The following is a 21,055-nucleotide window of genomic DNA, read 5'->3' on the forward strand; positions in this document are numbered from 1 at the left end:
GGCCGGGATCGATGCCGCGACCGGGCGTGCTCAGCTGGACGAAGCCTCGTCGTCGCCCGCACCGGCGCCGGGCGCCTGCAGGTCGGGCAGGTCGCGCAGCAGGTTGTCGATGCGCTCGCCCCGGTCGACCGAGTCGTCGTAATGGAAGTGGAGCTCGGGCACGTGGCGCAGCTTCACCGCCTGGCCCAGCTTGTAGCGCAGTTCGCGCGACAGGCCCTTGAGCGCCTTCACCGCTTCGGCCGAGCGCTCCTCCTGGAGCGCCGTCACGAAGACCTTGGCGTGCGCCAGGTCGCGGCTGATCTCGACGTCGGACACGCTGACGGAAGGCAACGCGTGCTCGCGCACCGCGTCATGGACGATCGTGCCCAGTTCGCGGCGGAGCTGGGCGGAAACGCGATCGGTGCGATGGAATGACTTTTTCATCGGTAATGCATGCTCGGGAATGGAGGGAAACCGGCGTCGGGACGGATGCCGGTGCGGAGCGAGCCGGGGACAGGCACGGCGGGCGCGTGGACCGCCCCCGCCATGCCGCTTGCCCGGTTCCCCATTCGCGGCGGCCCCTTAGAGGGTCCGCTGGACCTCGATGCGCTCGAAGCACTCGATCTGGTCGCCCGGCTTGACGTCGTTGTACTCCTTGACGCCGATGCCGCACTCGGTGCCGTTGCGCACCTCGTCGACGTTCTCCTTGAAGCGGCGCAGGGATTCGAGCTCGCCTTCGAAGACCACGGTGTTGTCGCGGAGCACGCGGATCGGCTTGCTGCGCTTGACCGAGCCCTCGACCACCATGCAGCCGGCGACGGCGCCGAACTTGGAGCTGCGGAACACGTCGCGGACCTCGGCGATGCCGATGATCTCCTCGCGGATCTCCACGCCCAGCAGGCCGGACGCCACCTGCTTCACCTGGTCGATCACGTCGTAGATGATCGAGAAGTAGCGCAGGTCGACGCCGTGGGTCTCGATGACCTTGCGCGCCGAGGCGTCGGCACGCACGTTGAAGCCGATGATCGTCGCCTTCGACGTCGCCGCGAGCGTCGCGTCGGACTCGGTGATGCCGCCGACGCCACCGCCGATGACGTTGATGCGGATGTCGTCGGTCGACAGCGCGGTCAGCGCGTCGCGAAGCGCCTGCACCGAACCCTGCACGTCGGCCTTGACGACCAGGTTGAGGGTCTGCTGGCCTTCGCCGCTGCCCATCTGGGCGAGGATGTCCTCCATGCGGTTGCCCGCCTGGGCGACCAGGCGCGACTCGCGGCGCTTGGCGTCGCGCTGCTGCGCGACCTCCTTGGCCAGGCGCTCGTCGTCGACGACCACGAAGTCGTCGCCCGCGTCCGGCACGCCGGACAGGCCCAGGACCTGCACCGGGATCGACGGCGTCGCCGCCTCGACCTGCGAGCCGGTCTCGTCGAACAGGGCACGGACGCGGCCGTACTGCACGCCGCAGACCAGGTAGTCGCCCTTGGACAGGGTGCCCTGCTGGACCAGCACGGTCGCGACCGGGCCGCGGCCCTTGTCGAGCGAGGACTCGATGACCACGCCGCTGGCGCGGCCTTCGCTGACCGCCGAGAGTTCGAGCACTTCGGCCTGCAGCGAGATCGCGTCGAGCAGCGCGTCGATGTTCTCGCCGGTCTTGGCCGAGAGTTCTATGAACTGGGTGTCGCCGCCGAATTCCTCGGACACGACTTCCTGGCCCATCAGCTCGGTCTTGACGCGCGAGGGGTCGGCGCCGGACTTGTCGATCTTGTTGATCGCCACCACCAGCGGCACTTCCGCCGCCTTGGCGTGCTGGATGGCCTCGATGGTCTGCGGCTTGACGCCGTCGTCGGCGGCCACGACCAGCACCACGATGTCGGTCAGCTTCGCGCCACGGGCGCGCATCGACGAGAACGCCGCGTGGCCCGGGGTATCGAGGAAGCTGATGACGCCGCGATCGGTCTCGACGTGGTAGGCACCGATGTGCTGGGTGATGCCACCGGCCTCGCCCGTGGCGACCTTGGTCCGGCGGATGTAGTCGAGCAGCGAGGTCTTGCCGTGGTCGACGTGGCCCATGATGGTGACCACCGGCGGACGCGCGACCTTCTCGCCGGTCACGTCCTCGACGTGGGCCAGCAGTTCGTTCTCGGCATCCTCGGCGTCGGCGCGCATGGCCTTGTGCCCGAGTTCCTCGGTGACGAGGACCGCGGTGTCGTGGTCGATGCTCTGGGTGATGGTCGCCATCACGCCCATCTTGAACAGCGCCTTGACCACCTCGCCGCCCTTCAGCGCGAGCTTCTGCGCCAGGTCGGCGACGGTGATGGTCTCGCCAATGGCGACCTCGCGCACCACCGGTGCGGTCGGCTTGGAGAACCCGTGCGGACCGGCACCGGTGCGGGACTGGTCGCCCTGGCGGCGCGACTTCGGCTTGCCCCGGGCGCTCGTGCGCCGCGCGCGGTCGGATGCGCTCAGGTGCATCTGCCCGGCGAAGCGGTTGCCGCCGTCCTCGGAACCCTTGCCACGCGCCTTGCCGCGCGGCGGCGCTTCGCGCCCCTCGGTGCGGGCAGGCGGCGCCTTCGGGTGGCCGTGGCCGCCCGCCTTGTGGGCGACCGGTGCGTCGGCATCGATCTCGGGCTCGGCGGCAGCCAGTGCTTCCTGTTCGGCGCGCAGGCGCTCGGCCTCCCTGGCGGCCTCGGCTTCGCGGACCGCCCGCTCGGCCTCTTCGGCGCGCTGGCGATCGGCCTCGGCGAGGCGCTGCTGCTCCTCGAGGTTGCGCTGGCGCGACTCCTCGAGCTTGCGCAGGATCTCGGCGCGCTCGTCGCCGCCACCGCCCTCGCCCGCGCCTTCGGCCGGCCGGCTCAGGGTGACCTTCTTGCGCACGACCACGTCGACCGTGGAGCGGGTCTTGCCGCCACCGACGGTCAGTTCCTGCTTGCGGCTGCGGCTGAGGGTGATCTTCTTCGGCGATGCCGCGGCGTCGGCGGACTTCTCGTCCTTGCCGTGCGTCCGACGCAGGAAGCCGAGCAGTTTGACCTTCTCGGTACTGGTCACGACCTGGTCCGGGTCGCTGAACTTCATGCCGGCTTCGGCCAGCTGTTCCAGCAACTTCTCGACCGGCGTGTTCACCAGTGCGGCCAATTTGCGAATGGTGGTTTGTTGCGACATTCGGTTTCCGTGTCTTGGTGGCGCGGATAGGGTTCCCGCGCGGAGTGTCGCCATTCTAGTCCCGCCCGCGCGTCTCTTGAATCGACGCGGCGTGACGGCCCCTGAATGGCCCGTCCACAGCCCGGAGCCCTCCCCGGCCTGCGAAAGCCGGCCCGGAAACCGGACCGGAGTGCCCGGGAAGCCTCTTTCGAGGCTCCTGGGCGGGTGTGCTGCCTGTTACTCGAACCAGTGCTTGCGCGCTTCCATGATCAGCGCCGCCGCACGCTCCTCGTCGATGCCTTCCACGTCGGTGATCTCGTCGGTGGCGGCCTCGGCGAGGTCCTCGCGGGTGACCACGCCCTTCGCGGCGAGCGCGTAGGCGGTGGCCTCGTCCATGCCCTCGAGCGAGAGCAGGTCCTCGGCCGGCTGGTGCTCGTCGAGCTCTTCCTCGGCGGCAAGCGCGTCGTTGAGCAGGGCGTCGCGGGCGCGGGCGCGCAGTTCCTCGACGATGTCCTCGTCGAAGCCCTCCACCGCCAACAGCTCGCCGACCGGCACGTAGGCGATCTCCTCGACCGTGGTGAAGCCCTCGGCCACCAGGATGCCGGCGATCTCCTCGTCGACCTCCAGCTTCTCCTGGAACAGATCGCGCGCGGCGTTCTGCTCGGCCTCGGACTTCGCGGTGACCTGGTCCTGGGTCATCACGTTGAGCTGCCAGCCGGTCAGGCGGCTGGCCAGGCGGACGTTCTGGCCGCCCTTGCCGATGGCCTGCGCCAGGCGGTCTTCGGCGACGGCCAGGTCCATGGAGTGCTTCTCTTCGTCGACGATGATCGACTGCACCTCGGCGGGCGCCATCGCGTTGATGACGAACTGCGCCGGGTTGTCCGACCACAGCACGATGTCGACGCGCTCGCCGTTGAGCTCGTTGCTCACCGCCTGCACGCGCGAGCCGCGCATGCCGATGCACGCGCCGATCGGGTCGGTGCGGTTGTCGTGCGCCTCGACGGCGATCTTGGCGCGGTCGCCCGGGTCGCGCGCACAGGCCTTGATCGAGACCAGGCCCTGGCCAACTTCCGGCACCTCCAGCTTGAACAGCTCCATCATGAATTCCGGCGCGGCGCGGCTGATGAACAGCTGCGGGCCGCGCGGCTCGGTGCGCACGTCGAACAGGTAGCCGCGGACGCGGTCGCCGGTGCGCAGGATGTCGCGCGGGATACCCTTGTCCTTCTGGATGATCGCCTCGGCGTTGCCGCCCAGGTCGACGAAGATGTTGCCGCGCTCGACACGCTTGACGATGCCGGTGACCAGCTCGCCGACGCGATCCTTCCACGCATCGACCACCTGGGCGCGCTCGGCCTCGCGCACGCGCTGCACGATCACCTGCTTGGCGGCCTGCGCGGCGATGCGGCCGAAGTCCGGGTTCTCGATCTGCTCTTCGATGAAGTCGCCGATCTCCACGCCCTCGGCCTCCTCGACCGCATCCATCATGCGGGTCTGGCGGTCGGGGGATTCCATGACGACGTCGTCGGCCACGACCTCCCAGCGGCGGAAGGTCTCGTAGCTGCCGTCCTTGTGGTCGATCGCGACGCGCACCAGCACGTCCTGATCGTGGTAACGCTTCTTGGCGGCCGAGGCCAGCGCGGCTTCGATCGCCTCGAAGATCACTTCGCGCGGCACGCCCTTCTCGTTGGCGACCGCATCAACGACCAGCAACAGATCCTTGCTCATTACTTCACTCCGCCGTGTTCGACCCGTCGGTCGCCGGCTTCTTGGTTGGTTTGTCGGTGTTCTTGCCGGCGGCGCGGGTCTCGCGCCGTGGCGGGTTCTTGCCGGGCTTGACCGGCGCCATGCCCAGGGCCGCCCAGTCGGGCACCAGGCGGGCCTTCTCGATGTTGTCGACGGAAACGACGAACTCGCTGCCGTCCAGCTCGAAGGTGACCGCGTCGCCGGCGACCTTGGCGATCCGTCCCTGCAGGCGACGGCGGCCGTCCTGCGGCAGCTTCAGCACCACCTTCGCGGACTCGCCCGCGAAGCGCTGGAACTGCGCGGCGTTGAACAGCGGGCGGTCCAGCCCCGGCGACGAGACTTCGAGCGTGTAGTTCCCCGAGATCGGGTCCTCGACGTCGAGCTGCGCGGACACCTCGCGGCTGACCGCCTCGCAGTCCTCGATGCCGACCGCGCGCGGCGGCTCGCCGCCCTCGCCTGCTGCCGGGAGGTCGATGTAGAGCCTGAGCACCGCACCGCCGGGCGACGGGAGATACTCCACGCCAAGCAGCTCGAGGCCCAGCGACGTCACCGTCGGGGCCAGCAGTGCCGAGATTTGGGATGCCTTGTCCGTCACGCGGTCGTAGTCTCCTGCGATTGCGCCTTGCCTTCCAGATTCCAGGCGGGCCGCACGAAGCGACCCGGGGAAACAACAAAGGGCCCATTGGGCCCCTTGTCCGGCACTGCTGGATTTCGGCGTGACCACGCGAGCAGAACGCGATCACTCAAGCCCAAGCCCTGATCCAAAAATTAAAGCCTCCTAACGAGGCTTCATTTTAGGATTGCCTGACACCTGCAATCCTTGGATCGAAGCTGGTAGCGGGGGCAGGATTTGAACCTGCGACCTTCGGGTTATGAGCCCGACGAGCTGCCAGACTGCTCCACCCCGCATCAGGCCGCCTATTATAGCAGTGAAGCGTTGCTTGGCAACCCTTCATTTGCATCGACAGGCGACGGAACGCTTTCGCGCATCGTTCAGGCCGCAAACGCCTTGATGCACCACGCCATGATCGGGTTCCAGGCCAGGCCCAGCACCAGCAGCGACAGGGCGTTGACGCCGAACACGATGCCCATCGGCCGGCCGACGGTGGGCGTGGGCATCGTGCCGTCGGGCACGTCGAAGTACATCGCCTTGATCACGCGCAGGTAATAGAAGGCGCCGATCACCGCGAACACCACGCCGACCAGGGCCAGCCACATCATGTCGCCATCGAGCGCGGCGCCCAGGACGGCAAGCTTGGCCCAGAAGCCGAGGAACGGCGGCACGCCGGCCAGCGAAGCCATCACGCACAGCACCAGCCCCGCCATCCACGGGTTGCGAGCATTGAGGCCCTTGAAGTCGTCGATCCGGTCGGCCTCGAAGCCACGGCTCGAGAGCATGATGATCGCGCCGAAGCCGGCGGCCGACATCAGCGCGTAGCTGATCGCGTAGAACATCGCCGCCGAGAAGCCCTGCGCACCGCCTCCGGCCAGGCCGACGAACAGGAAGCCCACGTGCGAGATGGTGGAATACGCCAGCAGGCGCTTGAAGTTGGTCTGCACCAGCGCGCCGAGGTTGCCGAAGGCGAGCGACAGCACGGCCAGGCCGGCCAGCATCATCCGCCAGTGGTCGTCGAGCGGGCCGACAGCGACCTCGAGCAGGCGGTAGGCCATGCCGAAGGCGGCCAGCTTGGGCGCGGAGCCGATGAACAGCGTGATGGGAGTCGGGGCCCCCTGGTAGACGTCGGGCAGCCACATGTGGAACGGCGCCGCGCCGAACTTGAACGCCACGCCGGCGACGACGAAGGCGACGCCGGTGATGAGCATCGTCGAGGACTGGGCCTGCGCCGCCGCCGCGGCGATCCCGTGCAGGTCCAGCGTGCCGGTCGCGCCGTAGACGAGCGAAAGGCCGTAGAGCAGCAGGCCGGACGCCAGCGCACCGAGGACGAAGTACTTGATGCCCGCCTCCGAGGCCAGCGGGCTGTCGCGATCGCAGACCACGAGCGCGTAGGAGCACAGCGCGAGCATCTCCAGGCCAACGTAGACCATGACCAGCGAGTTGGCCGAGACCATCAACATCATGCCGAGCACCGCGAACAGCATCAGCACGGTGATCTCGCCCTTGTAGAGCCCACGGGCACGCAGGAACGGCCAGGCGTAGACCATCGCCAGCGCGGACACCGCGCAGATCACCGTCTTGAGCACGTTGGCGGCGGTGTCGCGCACGAACATGCCGCTCAGGATCTCGCCGTCGCCGCCCACGCCGGTGGCGACCATCACGGCCACGACCAGCAGCAGCGCCACGCCCAGCGCGTGTGTGAGCACGCGGCGGCTTTCGCCGATGAAGAGGTCCAGCATCAGCAGCGCGAAGGCACCCGAGACCACCACCAGTTCAGGCAGCAGGGGCAGCAGGTCCGCGGCGGTGCGTACAGGCATGATCATGCGCTACAACCTCAAAGCTTCGACGTGGCGATGTGGGTCGCCAGATTCGCGATGGAGGGCTCCATCAGGTCGGTGAGCGGCTTGGGCCAGATGCCCAGCACCAGCACGCCGATGGCAAACACGCCCAGGACGAAACCTTCGCGTGCATTGATGTCCTTCAGCTCCGCCACGTGGGCGTTGCCCACCTCGCCCCAGATGGTCCGCTTGACCAGCCACAGCGTGTAGGCGGCACCGATGACCAGGGTGGTCGCCGCGCCGAACGCGATCAGCGGATGCTTCTGGAAGGCGGCCAGGATCACCATGAACTCGCCGACGAAGCCCGAGGTGCCCGGCAGGCCCGCATTGGCCATCGCGAACAGGACCACGAACGCGGCGAACCACGGCATCACGTTGGCGACGCCGCCGTAGTCCTTGATCATGCGGCTGTGCATGCGGTCGTACAGCACGCCGACGCAACTGAACATCGCGCCGGACACGAAGCCGTGGCTGATCATCTGCACCATCGCGCCCTGCAGGGCCAGGCGCGCGGCGTCCAGGTTGCCGAAGTCGCGGACCAGGCCGAACACGATGAAGGTGCCCAGGGTGACGAAGCCCATGTGCGCGACCGACGAGTAGGCGATCAGCTTCTTCATGTCGTCCTGGACCAGGGCGACCAGGCCGACGTAGATCACCGCCACCAGGCTCAGGGCGATGACCAGCCATGCCCACTCGTGGCCGGCGTCGGGCACGATCGGCAGGGTGAAGCGCAGGAAGCCGTAGCCACCGATCTTCAGCATGATCGCGGCCAGGATGACCGAACCGGCAGTCGGCGCCTCCACGTGGGCGTCCGGCAACCAGGTATGCACCGGGAACATCGGCACCTTCACCGCGAACGCGGCCAGGAAGGCGAAGAACAGCCACATCTGCTCGGTGGCGTCGAGCTGCAGCTGGTACATGTCCGCGAGCTGCCAGCTGCCGCCCTTCAGGTACAGGTAGATCAGGCCGATGAGCATGAACACCGAACCCAGGAAGGTATAGAGGAAGAACTTCACCGAGGCGTACACCCGGCGCGGTCCGCCCCACACGCCGATGATGATGAACATCGGGATCAGCATGCCTTCGAAGAACACGTAGAACAGCATCGCGTCGAGCGCGCTGAACACGCCGATCATCAGGCCCTCGAGGACCAGGAACGCCGCGTAGTACTGGTTGACGCGCTTGTCGACCGACCCCCAGGCACCGATCAGCACCAGCACCGAGGTCAGCGTGGTCAACGCGATCAGCGCGACCGAAATGCCGTCCGCGCCCAGGCTGTAGCGGATGTCGTAGGCCGGGATCCAGGCATGGCTCTCGGCGAACTGCATCGCCGGGCTCGCCATGTCGAAGCCGGTGAGCAGCAACACGCTCAGCGCGAGGGTGACGACCGCCACGCCGGTGGCGAACCAGCGGGCAGCGTTGGCGCGGGCATCGCCGAACGCCAGGGTCGCGAAGCCGCCGAGGATCGGCAGCCAGACGAGCAGGCTCAGCAGGGGGAAAGAACTCTGGGAAATCATGCCATTCAAGGGCTCGGGGTTCACGTCGCGGTCCTTGTCAGGTCAGGGTCCGGATGAGGGTGGCCAGGAGCACGATCAGGCCGACGATCATCACGAATGCGTAGTGGTAGAGGTAACCGGACTGGCCGCGCCGGCCCAGCTGGGCGACGAGTTCCACGACCCGGGCGCTGCCATTGACGATGACGCCGTCGATGAGCTTGCTGTCGATGGCGCGCGAGGCACGTCCGACGAGCACGCCGCCCGCGGCGAAGCCGTCGATCCAGAGGTTGTCGAAGCCGTACTTGTTCTCGAGCACGCGCACCGGCCAGGCCAGCGCATGGCGCGCCTTGGCAGGCAGTTCCGGCTTGAACAGGTACATCAGCGTGGCCAGCGCGAAACCAGAGAATGCGAGCCAGAACGCGGGCGCCTTGAAGCCATGCTGGGCGAAAGCGACCGGTCCGTGCCAGACCTCCTCCGCCACGGCCATCACCGTGTCGCGCGCCACCGACAGGTCGATCGCGCCGAGGAAGAACGGCAGCCGCTCGTGGTGGCCGCTCCAGTCGGTGCCGAACAGCATGGGGCCGACGGTGAAGAAGCCGACCAGGACCGACGGGATCGCCAGCAGCACCAGCGGCACCGTCACCACCCAGGGCGACTCGTGCGGCTCGACCGGCCCATGGTGGCCGTGGTCGTCGTGCGCGTGCGCATCGTGGCCATGGGCCGCGACCTCGCGGAAGCGCTCCTTGCCGTGGAAGGTCATGTAGAGCAGGCGGAAGCTGTAGAACGCCGTCACGAACGCACCCAGCAGCACCGCCCAGTAGGCGTACTGCGACACCCAGGTCGCGTGCTCGCCGGTGGCCGCGTGGTGGGCCGCCTCGATGATGGTGTCCTTGGAGTAGAAGCCGCTGAAGAACGGCGTGCCGACCAGGGCCAGGGTACCGATCAGGCTGGTCCAGTAGGTGATCGGCATGTACTTGCGCAGGCCGCCCATCCTGCGCATGTCCTGCTCGTGGTGCATGCCGATGATCACCGAGCCGGCCGCCAGGAACAGCAGCGCCTTGAAGAAGGCGTGGGTCATCAGGTGGAACACCGCGGCGCTGTAGGCCGACACGCCCAGCGCGACGGTCATGTAGCCCAGCTGCGACAGCGTGGAGTACGCGACCACGCGCTTGATGTCGTTCTGCACGATGCCGATCAGGCCGGTGAAGAACGCCGTCGTCGCGCCGATGAACAGCACGAACTCCAGCGCGGTCTGGCTCATCTCGAACAGCGGCGACATGCGCGCCACCATGAAGATGCCGGCGGTGACCATCGTCGCGGCATGGATCAGCGCCGAGATCGGGGTCGGGCCTTCCATCGAGTCGGGCAGCCACACGTGCAGCGGCACCTGGGCCGACTTGCCCATCGCACCGATGAACAGGCAGATGCAGATGACCGTGGCGACCGACCATTCATGGCCGGCGAGGATCGAGATCGTCGACCCTTCCAGCAGGCTGGGCGCATTGGCGAACACGACGCCGTAGTCCAGCGAGCCGAACATCAGCAGGATGCCGGCGATACCGAGCAGGAAGCCGAAGTCGCCGACGCGGTTGACCAGGAAGGCCTTCATGTTGGCGAACACCGCGGTCGGCTTCTTGAACCAGAAGCCGATCAGCAGGTAGGACACCAGGCCCACCGCTTCCCAACCGAAGAACAGCTGGAGGAAGTTGTTGCTCATCACCAGCATGAGCATCGAGAAGGTGAACAGCGAGATGTAGCTGAAGAAACGCTGGTAACCCGGATCCTCGTGCATGTAGCCGATGGTGTAGACGTGCACGAGCAGCGAAACGAAGGTCACCACGACCATCATCATCGCGGTCAGCTTGTCGACCATGAAGCCGACGTGGGCTTCGTAGCCGCCCACCTGGAACCAGGTGTAGAGGTTCTCGTTGAACGGCGCCGCGCCCTGCCCCGCCAGCTGCCACAGGACGTAGGCGGACATCGCGCAGCTCGCGGCGACGCCGAGGATGGTCACCGAGTGCGCGCCGGCGCGGCCGACCTGGCGGCCGAACAGGCCGGCGATGATCGAACCCAGCAGCGGTGCCAGCACGATGGCCAGCAGCATGGACCTGGAGATGGCGTGTTCCATACCCGTCATCGGATCAGCCCTTCATCGAATCGATTTCGGCGACGTTGATCGTGCGCCGGTTGCGGAACAGGGTGACCAGGATCGCCAGGCCGATGGCGGCCTCGGCCGCGGCCACGGTCAGGATGAAGAAGACGAAGACCTGGCCGGCGGGATCGCCCAGCTGGCGCGAGAAGGCGATGAAGTTGATGTTGACCGAGAGCAGCATCAGCTCGATGCACATCAACAGGACGATCACGTTCTTGCGGTTGACGAAGATGCCGGCGACGCTGATGCAGAACAGCGCGGCGCCGAGCGCCAGGAAATGGCCGGTGGTCAGGCTTTCGAGCATCATGGCTGGGCCTCCCCGGCCTCGTCGGCGGCATCGCCCGGGGCGACGCGCGGTCGCTCGGCATCCATCTTCACCATGCGCACGCGGTCGACGGCACGCACGCGCGTCTGGGCGGCGGGATCCTGGTGCTTGGTGCCCCCGCGGCGGCGCAGGGTCAGCATGACCGCGGCGATCACCGCCACGGTGAGGATCACGGCGGCGACTTCGAACGGCAACAGGAACTTCGTGAACAGCGCGCTGGCGAGCCAGGCGGTGTTCGACAGGCCCTCGGCCTCGGCCGCGTCGACAGCCAGCGGCACGCTCATCTGCGCCTTGACGCCGATCAGCACCAGGATCTCGACGAGCATGACGACCGCGACCACGAGGCCCACCGGAAGGAACCGGACGAAGCCCTCGCGCAGCGGCGCGACGTCGATGTCGAGCATCATCACCACGAACAGGAACAGCACCATCACCGCGCCGACGTAGACCAGGATCAACGCGACCCCGAGGAACTCGGCGCCGCCGATGATCCACACGCAGGCCACGGAGAAGAAGGTCAGCACCAGCGAGAGCACGGCGTGGACCGGGTTCTTCATCGTGATGACCGCCAGCGCCGACAGCACGGCGGCGGAGGCGAACAGGTAGAAGGCGATAGTTACGAGATCCATGCCATGCACTCAGCGGAAGGGCGCGTCGGCAGCGCGGCGCTCGGCGATCTCGGCCTCGAGCCGGTCGCCGATCGCCAGCAGCTGCGGCTTGGTGACGATGTTCTGTCCGCGCTGGTCGAAGTGGTATTCGTGGATGTGCGTCTCGACGATCGAGTCCACCGGGCAGGATTCCTCGCAGAACCCGCAGAAGATGCACTTGAACAGGTCGATATCGTAGCGCGTGGTGCGGCGTGTGCCGTCCTCGCGCTTCTCCGAGTCGATGGTGATCGCCAGCGCGGGGCAGACCGCCTCGCACAGCTTGCACGCGATGCAGCGCTCCTCGCCGTTCGGATAGCGACGCAGGGCGTGGATGCCGCGGAAGCGCGGCGACTGCGGCGTCTTCTCCATCGGGTACATCAACGTGTACTTCGGCCGGAACAGGTACTTGAACGTCAGTCCAAGCCCTTGCAGCAGCTCGAGGAGCAGGAGGCTCTTGAAGTAGGAAACGATTCGATTCATGCCTCTGCCTTATTGCCCCGGCTCGAACACGCCAAAGTACGCCATCAGTGCGGTCACGCAGATCCAGGCGATCGTGATCGGAATGAACACCTTCCAGCCCAGCCGCATGATCTGGTCGTAGCGGTAGCGCGGGAAGGACGCCCGGAACCAGATGAAGCAGCTGGCGAAGAAGAACACCTTGGCCAGCAGCCACCACCAGCCGTCGACCGACAGGAACGGGATGCCCAGGCCCTGGAACGGGCTCAGCCAGCCGCCGAGGAAGAAGATCGCGGTCAGGAAGCTGATCAGGATCATGTTGGCGTATTCGGCCAGGAAGAACAGCGCGAACGCCGAGCCCGAATACTCGACCATGTGGCCGGCCACGATCTCCGACTCGCCTTCCACCACGTCGAACGGCGCGCGGTTGGTCTCGGCGACGCCGGAGATGAAGTAGACGACGAACAGCGGCAGCAGCGGCAGCCAGAACCACTCGAACAGGCCGGCGTTGCCCGACTGCGCCATCACGATCTGGCTGAGGTTGAGGCTGCCGGCCGACACCATGACGCCGACCATCGCGAAGCCCATGGCGATCTCATAGGAGACCACCTGCGCGGCGGCGCGCATGGCGCCGAGGAAGGCGTACTTGGAGTTGGACGCCCAGCCCGCCAGGATGATGCCGTAGACGCCCAGCGAGGTCATCGCCAGCAGGTAGAGCAGGCCGGCGTTGGCATTGGAAAGCACGAGCTTCGCGTCGAAGGGCACCACCGCCCAGGCGGCGAAGGCCGGTGCGAGCGTCAGCAGCGGCGCGAACTTGTACAGGAAGGGCTCGGCCCGGGTGGGCTGGATGACCTCCTTGAACAGCAGCTTGAACACGTCGGCGAAGGCCTGGAAGATGCCCATGCCCACGTACATCGGCCCATGGCGGACATGCATCCAGCCAATGAGCTTGCGCTCCCACACCACGTAGAAGGCCACGGTGATGATCACCGGCATGGCGATCAGCAGGATCTTGAGCACGATCCAGGCGAGCATACCGAAGGTGCCCAGGGACGCGAACCATGCATGGATCGGGTCGACGTAGCTTGCCAGCATGATCAGGCCCTCCCCGCGTTGACGCGGCCATGTCCGAGCGGCGCGGTCGCACCGTGCCCGGCTTCGATCAGCACCGTGCCGGGGGTGACGCGCGCGTCGACCGACACCGGCAGGGTGGCGGTGCCGGCGGTGGCGGTGAACTTGCCCATCGCTCCGTCGTCGAGGCCCAGCGCCGAGGCATCGGCCGGGTTGAGCCGCGCCGACGGACCGCCATTGAGCGGATGGGCCTGCAGCGCGGGCGCGCGACGCACGACCGCATCGCTGCGGTAGATGCCGGTGGACGCCACCACTTCCAGCCCTTCGTTGGACAGGTAGGGCGCCAGCCCGGCCACCGGCGCGACATTGCGCGCGACCATGCCCGAGCGCAGGCCGGCCAGGTCGGTGAACTCGAAGCCCGGTGCCTGCAGCGCGCCACCCAGGGCGCGCAGCACGCGCCAGCCGGCGCGCGCTTCACCCGGCAGCTTGCCGCCGGCCTGGGTCACCTGCCGGCGACCCTCCAGGTTGGTCAGGGTGGCGTCGATCTCGGGCAACGCCCCGATCGGCAGGATCACGTCGGCCACGGCCAGCGTGGACTGGCAGGCGAACTGGCTGAACGCGACCACCTGGGCGGCGGACAGGGCCTTCATCGCATTGCCGGCCGAAGCGAAGTCCAGGCCCGGCTCGATGCCGTAGATGACATAGGCCGCACGCGGCTCGGCGAGCATGGACTTGGCGTCGCGCGAGCTCGGCAGCACGCCCGCATCGGCAAGCCCGAGCGCGTTGGCGCCCTGGGGGATGCGGCACAGTCGGGCGCCGCTGTTCGCGGCCAGGCCGGCCGCCGCCTTGCGGATCGCGGCGGCATGCAGGCTGTTCTCGGCCAGCGCACCGACGATGATCGCGGCGTGCTTCGCCTCGCCCAGCGCCTGGGCCAGTCCGGCGTCGTCCAGCGCAGCGGCGATCGCCGAGGGCGGCACGATGCGCTTGTCGGCGATGTCGAAGGCGAAGTCGAAGTCGACCGGGTTGACGACCACCACGCGTGCGCCCTTGCGCCATGCCTTGCGCACGCGCTGGTGCACCAGCGGCAGCTCGTGGCGCAGGTGGCTGCCGACGATGACGACGAGGTCGGCCTCCTCCAGCGCGGCGACCGGCATCGCGAAGGCTTCGGCCACCGCGGCGTCGGTCAGGTCGGACTGGCTGATGCGATGGTCGAGGTTGCCGGTGCCCAGCGCTTCGGCCAGGCGGGCCAGCAGCTCGCCCTCCTCGTTCGAGGTGGCCGGGTGGACCAGCATGCCCAGGTTGTCGGCGCCGTTTTCACGCAGGATCGCGACCGCGCGCGCCAGGGCCTCGTCCCAGCCGGCCTCGCGCCACTGGCCGTCGACCTTGAGCATCGGGGCCGTCGCGCGATCGGCGGCGTACAGGCCCTGGTGCGAGTACCGGTCGCGGTCCGAGAGCCAGCACTCGTTGACGTCGTCGTTGTCGCGCGGCACCGCGCGCAGCACGTCGCCGCGGCGCACGTGCAGGTACAGGTTGCTGCCCAGGGCGTCGTGGTAACCCAGCGACTCGCGCGCGGTCAGCTCCCAGGGACGGGCCTTGAACTGGAACACCTTGTTGGTCAGCGCGCCGACGGGGCACACGTCGATCACGTTGCCCGACAGCTCGGTGGTCAGCGGCTTGCCGTCGTAGGTGCCGATCTGCAGGTTCTCGCCACGGCTCATGCCGCCCAGCTCGTAGGTGCCGGCGATCTCCGCGGTGAAGCGCACGCAGCGGGTGCACTGGATGCAGCGGGTCATCTCGGTGGCGACCAGCGGCCCCATGTCCTCGTCCGGCACCACGCGCTTGCGCTCGACGAAACGGCTCACCGAGCGGCCGTAGCCCATCGACAGGTCCTGGAGCTCGCACTCGCCGCCCTGGTCGCAGATCGGGCAGTCCAGCGGGTGGTTGACCAGCAGGAACTCCATGACGTTGCGCTGCGACTTGAGTGCCTTCTCGTTGCGGGTGAAGACCTTCATGCCGTCGGCGACGGGCGTCGCGCAGGCCGGCAGCGGCTTCGGCGACGGGCGACCGCCCATCTCCGCGTCGACCAGGCACATGCGGCAGTTCGCCGCGATCGACAGCTTGTCGTGGTAGCAGAAACGCGGGATCGGGATGCCGGCCTTGTCGGCGGCCTGGATGACCATCGAACCCTTCGGCGCGAACATCTCGACGCCGTCGATCTCGATGGTGACGTGGTCGGGCGGGACGTTGGGGTTGGCGGGCTGCGCGCTCATGCGGCCTTCTCCACGGTGCCCGTGGCCTGGTCGTCGACCAGGAAACGCTTGTTCACGATGGCGTACTCGAACTCGTTCCAGTAGTGGCGCAGGAAGCCCTGCACCGGCCAGGCGGCGGCCTCGCCGAAGGCACAGATGGTGTGGCCCTCGATCTGGCCCGCGGCCGAGCGCAACATCTCCAGGTCCTCGAGCGTCGCCTGCTTCTCGACGATGCGCGTCAGCATGCGGTACATCCAGCCGGTGCCTTCGCGGCACGGCGTGCACTGCCCGCAGCTTTCCTTGAAGTAGAAGCGCGCGATGCGCTGGCAGGCGCGCACCATGCAGGCGCTGTCGTCCATCACCACGACCGCGCCCGAACCCAGGCCGGAGCCCGCTTTCTGGATCGAGTCGTAGTCCATGGTCAGCCCCATCATCACCTCGCCCGGCAGTACCGGCATCGAGGAGCCACCGGGGATCACCGCCTTCAGCGTCCGGCCCGGGCGCATGCCGCCGGCCATCTCGAGCAGGTCGGCGAACGAGGTGCCCAGGCGGATCTCGTAGTTGCCCGGGCGGGCGACGTGGCCCGAGACCGAGAACACCTTGGCGCCCCCGTTGTTGGGCTTGCCCAGGTTGAGGAACCACTCCGGCCCGTTGCGCACGATCGCGGGCACCGAGGCATAGGTCTCGGTGTTGTTGATCGTCGTCGGCTTGCCGAAGAGTCCGAAGTTGGCCGGGAACGGCGGCTTGTAGCGCGGCTGGCCCTTCTTGCCTTCCAGCGATTCCATCAGGGCGGTTTCCTCGCCGCAGATGTACGCGCCGGCGCCCAGCGCACCGTAAATGTCGATGTCCACGCCGCTGCCGAGCACGTCCTTGCCGAGCCAGCCGTGCTCGTAGGCTTCCTTCAACGCCTGCTCGAAGTGCTCGAAGGGTTCGTGGTGGAACTCGCCGCGCAGGTAGTTGTACGCCACCGTCGAGCCGGTCGCGTAGCAGGCGATCGCCATGCCCTCGACCACCGCGTGCGGGTTGTAGCGCAGGATGTCGCGATCCTTGGCGGTGCCCGGCTCGGACTCGTCCGAGTTGCACAGGATGTATTTCTGGGTTTCGCTGCCCTTGGGCATGAAGCTCCACTTCAGGCCGGTCGGGAAGCCCGCGCCGCCGCGGCCACGCAGGCCGGACTGCTTGACCATCTCGATGACGTCGGCCTGCGGGATCTTCTCGGTGAGGATCTTGCGCAGCGCGGCGTAACCACCGGTCTTGAGGTAGTTCTCGTAGGACCAGGGCGTGTCGTAGTGCAGCGTCGTGTAGACGACGCTGTGCTCCTGCGGGGCAGGACCGACCGGGCCGTAACCTTTGGAATAGTCGTGATGCGCCATTGCCTCCGCCTTACTCCAGTCCGTCCAGGAGCTCGTCGACCTTGGCCGGATCGAGCTTCTCGTGGTAATGGCCATTGATCACGACCACCGGTGCGCCGCAGCACGCCGCCAGGCACTCTTCCTCGCGCTTGAGGAACACGCGCCCGTCGGCGGTCGATTCGCCGAGCTTGCAGCCGAGCTTCTTCTCGGCGTGCCGGACCAGGTCCTCGGCGCCGTTGAGCCAGCAGCTGATGTTGGTGCAGAAGGCGACGTTGTTGCGGCCGACCTTCTCGGTCTCGAACATCGAGTAGAAGCTCGCGACCTCGTAGGCCCACACGGGGGGCAGGCCCAGGTACTTGGCCACCGCCGCGATCAGCTCGTCCGACAGCCAGCCTTCGTTCTGCTCCTGCGCCGCATGCAGGCCCTGCAGCACGGCCGAGCGCTTGCGATCCGGCGGGAACTTGGCCAGCCAGTGGTCGATGTGTGCACGGGTCTTGTCCGACAGCGCGACCATCGGGTCGACGTGCTGGCAAGCCTCGAAATTTCCGGTCGCTTTCATGGGAGCTGCAATTCGCTGTTCGTGATTCGTGATTGGAAGAAGCCGGCGACGGGACAGGAAGCGACGGCGGACACGAGCGTGCGCCGCCTTCGCGAATCACCCATCACCAATCCCCAATCACGGCCTTTCATCGATCGATCTCGCCGAACACGATGTCGTAGGTGCCGATCATCGCCACCACGTCGGCCAGCATGTGGCCCTTGACCACCTCGTCCATCGACGACAGGTGGGCGAACCCCGGCGCGCGCAGCTTCACGCGGAACGGCTTGTTGGCGCCATCGGACACCAGGTAGCAGCCGAACTCGCCCTTGGGCGCCTCGACCGCGGCGTAGGTCTCGCCCGCCGGCACGCAATAGCCTTCCGAGAACAGCTTGAAGTGGTGGATCAGCGCTTCCATGTCGTCCTTCATGCCTTCGCGCTTGGGCGGCGCGACCTTGAAGTTGTCGACGATCACCGGCCCCGGGTTGGCCTTCAGCCACGCCACGCACTGCTTGATGATGCGGGTGGATTCGCGCATCTCGGCCACGCGGACGAGGTAGCGGTCGTAGCAGTCGCCGTTGACGCCGACCGGGATGTCGAAGTCGACCTCGGCGTACTTGGCGTACGGCTGCTTCTTGCGCAGGTCCCAGGCGATGCCCGAACCGCGGATCATCGGGCCGGTCATGCCCCAGGCCAGCGCCTGCTCGGGCGGGATCACGCCCACGCCCACGGTGCGCTGCTTCCAGATGCGGTTGTTGGTGAGCAGGGTCTCGTACTCGTCCACGCGCGACGGGAAATCGTCGGCGAACGCGTCCAGGTAATCGAGCATGGAGCCTTCGCGCCAGGCGTTGAAGCGCGCCAACTTCGCGCCCTTGCGCCACGGCGACTCCTTGTAGCGCGGCATCTGCGAAGGCAGGTCGCGGTACACGCCGCCGGGTCGGTAGTAGGCGGCGTGCATGCGCGCGCCGGACACCGCCTCGTAGCAGTCCATCAGTTCCTCGCGCTCGCGGAACGCGTACAGGAACACGGCCATCGCGCCCAGGTCCAGGGCGTTGGAGCCGATCCACATCAGGTGGTTGAGGATGCGGGTGATCTCGTCGAACAGGGTGCGGATGTACTGCGCGCGTTCGGGCGCCTCGATCCCCAGCAGGGTCTCGATGGCACGCACGTAGGCGTGCTCGTTGCACATCATCGACACGTAATCCAGGCGGTCCATGTAGCCGATCGACTGGTTGAACGGCTTGGACTCCGCCAGCTTCTCGGTGCCGCGGTGCAGCAGGCCGATGTGCGGATCGGCACGTTGCACGACCTCGCCGTCCATCTCCAGGATCAGGCGCAACACGCCGTGCGCGGCCGGGTGCTGCGGGCCGAAGTTGAAGGTGTAGTTGCGGATCTCGGCGTTGTTCAGGCCCGAGGTGTTTGCGTTGGGCACGGTCACGGCGCTCATTTCTTCACCTCCGCGCGCTGGGCGGCTTCGCCGACGGCGGTCTGGTAGCGGGCATCGTCGCGGATCACGCGCGGCACGCCGACGCGCGGTTCGATCGAGACCGGCTCGTAGACCACGCGCTTGCGCTCGGCGTCGTAACGCACTTCGACGTTGCCGATCAGCGGGAAGTCCTTGCGGAACGGATGGCCGACGAAACCGTAGTCGGTGAGGATCCGGCGCAGGTCGGGGTGCCCCTCGAAGAGGATGCCGTAGAGGTCGAAGGCTTCGCGCTCGAACCAGTTGGCACCCGGCCACACGGGGGTCAGCGAGGCGACCACCGGCAGGTCGTCGTTCTCGGCGAAGGTGCGCAGGCGCACGCGCAGGTTGTGCGCCACCGACAGCAGGTGGGCGACGGCCGCGAAGCGGTGCTCGGGGAGCGCCGCGGCGCCGTTGGGCGACTCGCCCCAGGCGAAACGCCCGGCGCTCTTGCCTTCCACGCCGCGCGAGAACCCTTCCGAAGACACGTCCGTGTCCCACTCGTCGCTGCCGTAGCTGAGGTAGTCCACGCCGCTGACGTCGACGAGCTGCTCGAAACCGAACTCGTCGCGCAGGGCCACGGCGGTCTGGAACCAGTCCGCGGCGGCGACGTCGACGGTCACCTCGCCGCGGGGCTCGGCGACGGATACCGCCGCTTCGGCGAAACGCGCCCGCAGGCGCTCGACGAAATCGGTCACCCTCTCGCCCATGTCAGCGGATACCCTGCTTGTTGTCGCCGAAATTGGTGCCGCGGCGGATCTTCCGCTGCAACTGGAGGATGCCGTAGACCAGCGCTTCGGCGGTCGGCGGGCAGCCCGGCACGTACACGTCGACCGGGACGATCCGGTCGCAGCCGCGCACCACGGAATAGGAATAGTGGTAGTAACCGCCGCCGTTGGCGCAGCTGCCCATCGAGATGACCCACTTGGGGTCGGGCATCTGGTCGTAGACCTTGCGCAACGCCGGGGCCATCTTGTTGACCAGGGTGCCGGCGACGATCATCACGTCCGACTGGCGCGGCGAGGGCCGGAACACGACGCCGTAGCGATCGAGGTCCAGGCGCGCGGCGCCGGCGTGCATCATCTCCACGGCGCAGCAGGCCAGGCCGAAGGTCATCGGCCACATCGAGCCGGTGCGCGCCCAGTTCCACAGCGCATCCATGCTGGTGGTGACATAGCCCTGCTGCATCACCGGGTTGTCCGCTTCCGGCCGCAGGATGTCGTCCAGCCGCCCTTCGGGCAGCGGGTTGTTCATCAGTCCGGAGATGGTCTCGCTCACTCCCATTCCAGGGCTCCCTTCTTCCAGACGTAGACGAAGCCGAGCAGCAGCATGCCGGCGAACAGGCCCATCTCGACCAGCCCGACCATGCCCAGGTCGCGGAAGACCGTCGCCCAGGGCACGATGAAGATGATCTCGAGATCGAAAATGATGAACTGGATGGCGATGAGGTAGTAGCGCACGTCGAACTGCATGCGCGCGTCCTCGAACGCCTCGAAGCCGCACTCGTAGGGTGCCAGCTTCTCCGCGGACGGGCGCTTGGGCCCGAGCACGTTGCCCACGATGAGCAGGGCGACGCCGATACCGCCGGCGACGATCAGGAACAGCAGGGTCGGCAGGTATTCGGCCAGCACGTGTGTTCTCTCGGCTATGGCCGCGCAAGCGCGGCTTGGCTCGGCGCGGCTGCGCCACCGGGAGCTCCCGCAGGGTCCCGCGAGGCGGGTGTTGCCGGAGATCCCGAATGAATGGTGCCCAAGGGGGGACTCGAACCCCCACGACCTAAGTCGCTACCACCTCAAGGTAGTGCGTCTACCAATTCCGCCACCTGGGCATTGACTGTCTTCCGTGACCCGGGATCCGTACGACCGACCGTACCCCATCGCGATTATGACTGATCGCCGTCCGTCTTCCCTGCCGAACGCTTCAAACTTTTTCGTACCGGGGCCGTTTGGCCCGCCTCAACCACCCTCGGCCGGGGCCTCGGCTTCGGCCGCCGGCT

At 67.4% G+C, this 21,055-nt stretch carries 18 protein-coding genes and 2 tRNA genes; all 20 read right to left on the reverse strand.

Annotated elements, in window-relative coordinates; translation table 11 throughout:
• Window positions 1-30: 30 nt before the first annotated feature.
• Window positions 31-423 (reverse strand): 30S ribosome-binding factor RbfA, encoded by a 393-nt coding sequence (rbfA, locus tag FKV25_RS12205; RefSeq protein ID WP_141519073.1) that lies wholly within the window; start codon window positions 421-423, stop codon window positions 31-33.
• A 138-nt stretch (window positions 424-561) separates the two neighbouring features.
• A complete protein-coding gene (infB, locus tag FKV25_RS12210; protein ID WP_141519074.1) occupies window positions 562-3,135 on the reverse strand; it encodes a translation initiation factor IF-2 in 2,574 nt (857 codons plus the stop codon).
• A 216-nt stretch (window positions 3,136-3,351) separates the two neighbouring features.
• Window positions 3,352-4,839, reverse strand: coding sequence for a transcription termination factor NusA (gene nusA, locus FKV25_RS12215; RefSeq protein WP_141519075.1), 1,488 nt, complete (start codon window positions 4,837-4,839; stop codon window positions 3,352-3,354).
• A gap of 4 nt (window positions 4,840-4,843) precedes the next feature.
• The gene (rimP, locus tag FKV25_RS12220) at window positions 4,844-5,452 is read right to left on the reverse strand and encodes a ribosome maturation factor RimP (protein ID WP_141519076.1); all 609 of its coding nucleotides are present in this window, start codon (window positions 5,450-5,452) and stop codon (window positions 4,844-4,846) included.
• A gap of 237 nt (window positions 5,453-5,689) precedes the next feature.
• A tRNA-Met gene (locus FKV25_RS12225) sits at window positions 5,690-5,766 on the reverse strand.
• 84 nt (window positions 5,767-5,850) lie between these two features.
• Window positions 5,851-7,296, reverse strand: coding sequence for an NADH-quinone oxidoreductase subunit NuoN (nuoN, locus tag FKV25_RS12230; RefSeq protein ID WP_141519077.1), 1,446 nt, complete (start codon window positions 7,294-7,296; stop codon window positions 5,851-5,853).
• A gap of 11 nt (window positions 7,297-7,307) precedes the next feature.
• A complete protein-coding gene (locus FKV25_RS12235; RefSeq protein ID WP_141519096.1) occupies window positions 7,308-8,828 on the reverse strand; it encodes an NADH-quinone oxidoreductase subunit M in 1,521 nt (506 codons plus the stop codon).
• A 37-nt stretch (window positions 8,829-8,865) separates the two neighbouring features.
• Window positions 8,866-10,935 (reverse strand): NADH-quinone oxidoreductase subunit L, encoded by a 2,070-nt coding sequence (gene nuoL, locus FKV25_RS12240; protein WP_141519078.1) that lies wholly within the window; start codon window positions 10,933-10,935, stop codon window positions 8,866-8,868.
• A gap of 13 nt (window positions 10,936-10,948) precedes the next feature.
• Window positions 10,949-11,263, reverse strand: a complete 315-nt coding sequence (nuoK, locus tag FKV25_RS12245) for an NADH-quinone oxidoreductase subunit NuoK (RefSeq protein WP_141519097.1) — start codon at window positions 11,261-11,263, stop codon at window positions 10,949-10,951.
• Window positions 11,263-11,913: an NADH-quinone oxidoreductase subunit J gene (locus tag FKV25_RS12250; protein ID WP_141519079.1), complete on the reverse strand. Its 651-nt coding sequence runs from the start codon at window positions 11,911-11,913 to the stop codon at window positions 11,263-11,265. Before FKV25_RS12250 ends, nuoK begins: the two co-directional genes overlap by 1 nt.
• A 9-nt stretch (window positions 11,914-11,922) precedes the next feature.
• Window positions 11,923-12,411 carry an NADH-quinone oxidoreductase subunit NuoI gene (gene nuoI / locus FKV25_RS12255; RefSeq protein ID WP_141519080.1) on the reverse strand — a complete coding sequence of 163 codons (489 nt, stop codon included), beginning with the start codon at window positions 12,409-12,411 and terminating at the stop codon, window positions 11,923-11,925.
• A gap of 9 nt (window positions 12,412-12,420) precedes the next feature.
• Entirely contained in the window at window positions 12,421-13,482 is a 1,062-nt protein-coding gene (nuoH, locus tag FKV25_RS12260) for an NADH-quinone oxidoreductase subunit NuoH (RefSeq protein ID WP_141519081.1), read from the reverse strand.
• Window positions 13,483-13,484: 2 nt separating this feature from the next.
• Window positions 13,485-15,728, reverse strand: a complete 2,244-nt coding sequence (gene nuoG, locus FKV25_RS12265; protein WP_141519082.1) for an NADH-quinone oxidoreductase subunit NuoG — start codon at window positions 15,726-15,728, stop codon at window positions 13,485-13,487.
• Window positions 15,725-17,080 carry an NADH-quinone oxidoreductase subunit NuoF gene (gene nuoF, locus FKV25_RS12270; RefSeq protein WP_141519083.1) on the reverse strand — a complete coding sequence of 452 codons (1,356 nt, stop codon included), beginning with the start codon at window positions 17,078-17,080 and terminating at the stop codon, window positions 15,725-15,727. Before nuoF ends, nuoG begins: the two co-directional genes overlap by 4 nt.
• Before the next feature lie 10 nt (window positions 17,081-17,090).
• Window positions 17,091-17,618, reverse strand: coding sequence for an NADH-quinone oxidoreductase subunit NuoE (gene nuoE / locus FKV25_RS12275; RefSeq protein ID WP_141519084.1), 528 nt, complete (start codon window positions 17,616-17,618; stop codon window positions 17,091-17,093).
• Between the two features lie 127 nt (window positions 17,619-17,745).
• Window positions 17,746-19,044, reverse strand: a complete 1,299-nt coding sequence (locus FKV25_RS12280; protein WP_141519085.1) for an NADH-quinone oxidoreductase subunit D — start codon at window positions 19,042-19,044, stop codon at window positions 17,746-17,748.
• On the reverse strand, window positions 19,041-19,769 hold the full coding sequence (locus FKV25_RS12285; RefSeq protein ID WP_141519086.1) for an NADH-quinone oxidoreductase subunit C: 729 nt from the start codon (window positions 19,767-19,769) through the stop codon (window positions 19,041-19,043). Before FKV25_RS12285 ends, FKV25_RS12280 begins: the two co-directional genes overlap by 4 nt.
• 1 nt (window position 19,770) lies before the next feature.
• Window positions 19,771-20,343 carry a NuoB/complex I 20 kDa subunit family protein gene (locus tag FKV25_RS12290; protein ID WP_141519087.1) on the reverse strand — a complete coding sequence of 191 codons (573 nt, stop codon included), beginning with the start codon at window positions 20,341-20,343 and terminating at the stop codon, window positions 19,771-19,773.
• Window positions 20,334-20,690 (reverse strand): NADH-quinone oxidoreductase subunit A, encoded by a 357-nt coding sequence (locus tag FKV25_RS12295; RefSeq protein WP_141519088.1) that lies wholly within the window; start codon window positions 20,688-20,690, stop codon window positions 20,334-20,336. Before FKV25_RS12295 ends, FKV25_RS12290 begins: the two co-directional genes overlap by 10 nt.
• A gap of 112 nt (window positions 20,691-20,802) precedes the next feature.
• Window positions 20,803-20,887: transfer RNA gene (locus FKV25_RS12300), tRNA-Leu, on the reverse strand.
• Between the last annotated feature and the right edge of the window lie 168 nt (window positions 20,888-21,055).

The sequence above is a fragment of the Marilutibacter aestuarii genome (genome assembly GCF_006546775.1).
Lineage (GTDB): Bacteria > Pseudomonadota > Gammaproteobacteria > Xanthomonadales > Xanthomonadaceae > Marilutibacter > Marilutibacter aestuarii.

Bases quoted from the DNA above. Each gene is read 5' to 3' on its own strand.
- rbfA (WP_141519073.1), bottom strand. From the start codon at position 423: ATGAAAAAGTCATTCCATCGCACCGATCGCGTTTCCGCCCAGCTCCGC.
- infB (WP_141519074.1), bottom strand. From the start codon at position 3,135: ATGTCGCAACAAACCACCATTCGCAAATTGGCCGCACTGGTGAACACG.
- nusA (WP_141519075.1), bottom strand. From the start codon at position 4,839: ATGAGCAAGGATCTGTTGCTGGTCGTTGATGCGGTCGCCAACGAGAAG.
- nuoN (WP_141519077.1), bottom strand. From the start codon at position 7,296: ATGATCATGCCTGTACGCACCGCCGCGGACCTGCTGCCCCTGCTGCCT.
- FKV25_RS12235 (WP_141519096.1), bottom strand. From the start codon at position 8,828: ATGATTTCCCAGAGTTCTTTCCCCCTGCTGAGCCTGCTCGTCTGGCTG.
- nuoL (WP_141519078.1), bottom strand. From the start codon at position 10,935: ATGGAACACGCCATCTCCAGGTCCATGCTGCTGGCCATCGTGCTGGCA.
- nuoK (WP_141519097.1), bottom strand. From the start codon at position 11,263: ATGCTCGAAAGCCTGACCACCGGCCATTTCCTGGCGCTCGGCGCCGCG.
- FKV25_RS12250 (WP_141519079.1), bottom strand. From the start codon at position 11,913: ATGGATCTCGTAACTATCGCCTTCTACCTGTTCGCCTCCGCCGCCGTG.
- nuoI (WP_141519080.1), bottom strand. From the start codon at position 12,411: ATGAATCGAATCGTTTCCTACTTCAAGAGCCTCCTGCTCCTCGAGCTG.
- nuoH (WP_141519081.1), bottom strand. From the start codon at position 13,482: ATGCTGGCAAGCTACGTCGACCCGATCCATGCATGGTTCGCGTCCCTG.
- nuoG (WP_141519082.1), bottom strand. From the start codon at position 15,728: ATGAGCGCGCAGCCCGCCAACCCCAACGTCCCGCCCGACCACGTCACC.
- nuoF (WP_141519083.1), bottom strand. From the start codon at position 17,080: ATGGCGCATCACGACTATTCCAAAGGTTACGGCCCGGTCGGTCCTGCC.
- nuoE (WP_141519084.1), bottom strand. From the start codon at position 17,618: ATGAAAGCGACCGGAAATTTCGAGGCTTGCCAGCACGTCGACCCGATG.
- FKV25_RS12280 (WP_141519085.1), bottom strand. From the start codon at position 19,044: ATGAGCGCCGTGACCGTGCCCAACGCAAACACCTCGGGCCTGAACAAC.
- FKV25_RS12285 (WP_141519086.1), bottom strand. From the start codon at position 19,769: ATGGGCGAGAGGGTGACCGATTTCGTCGAGCGCCTGCGGGCGCGTTTC.
- FKV25_RS12290 (WP_141519087.1), bottom strand. From the start codon at position 20,343: ATGGGAGTGAGCGAGACCATCTCCGGACTGATGAACAACCCGCTGCCC.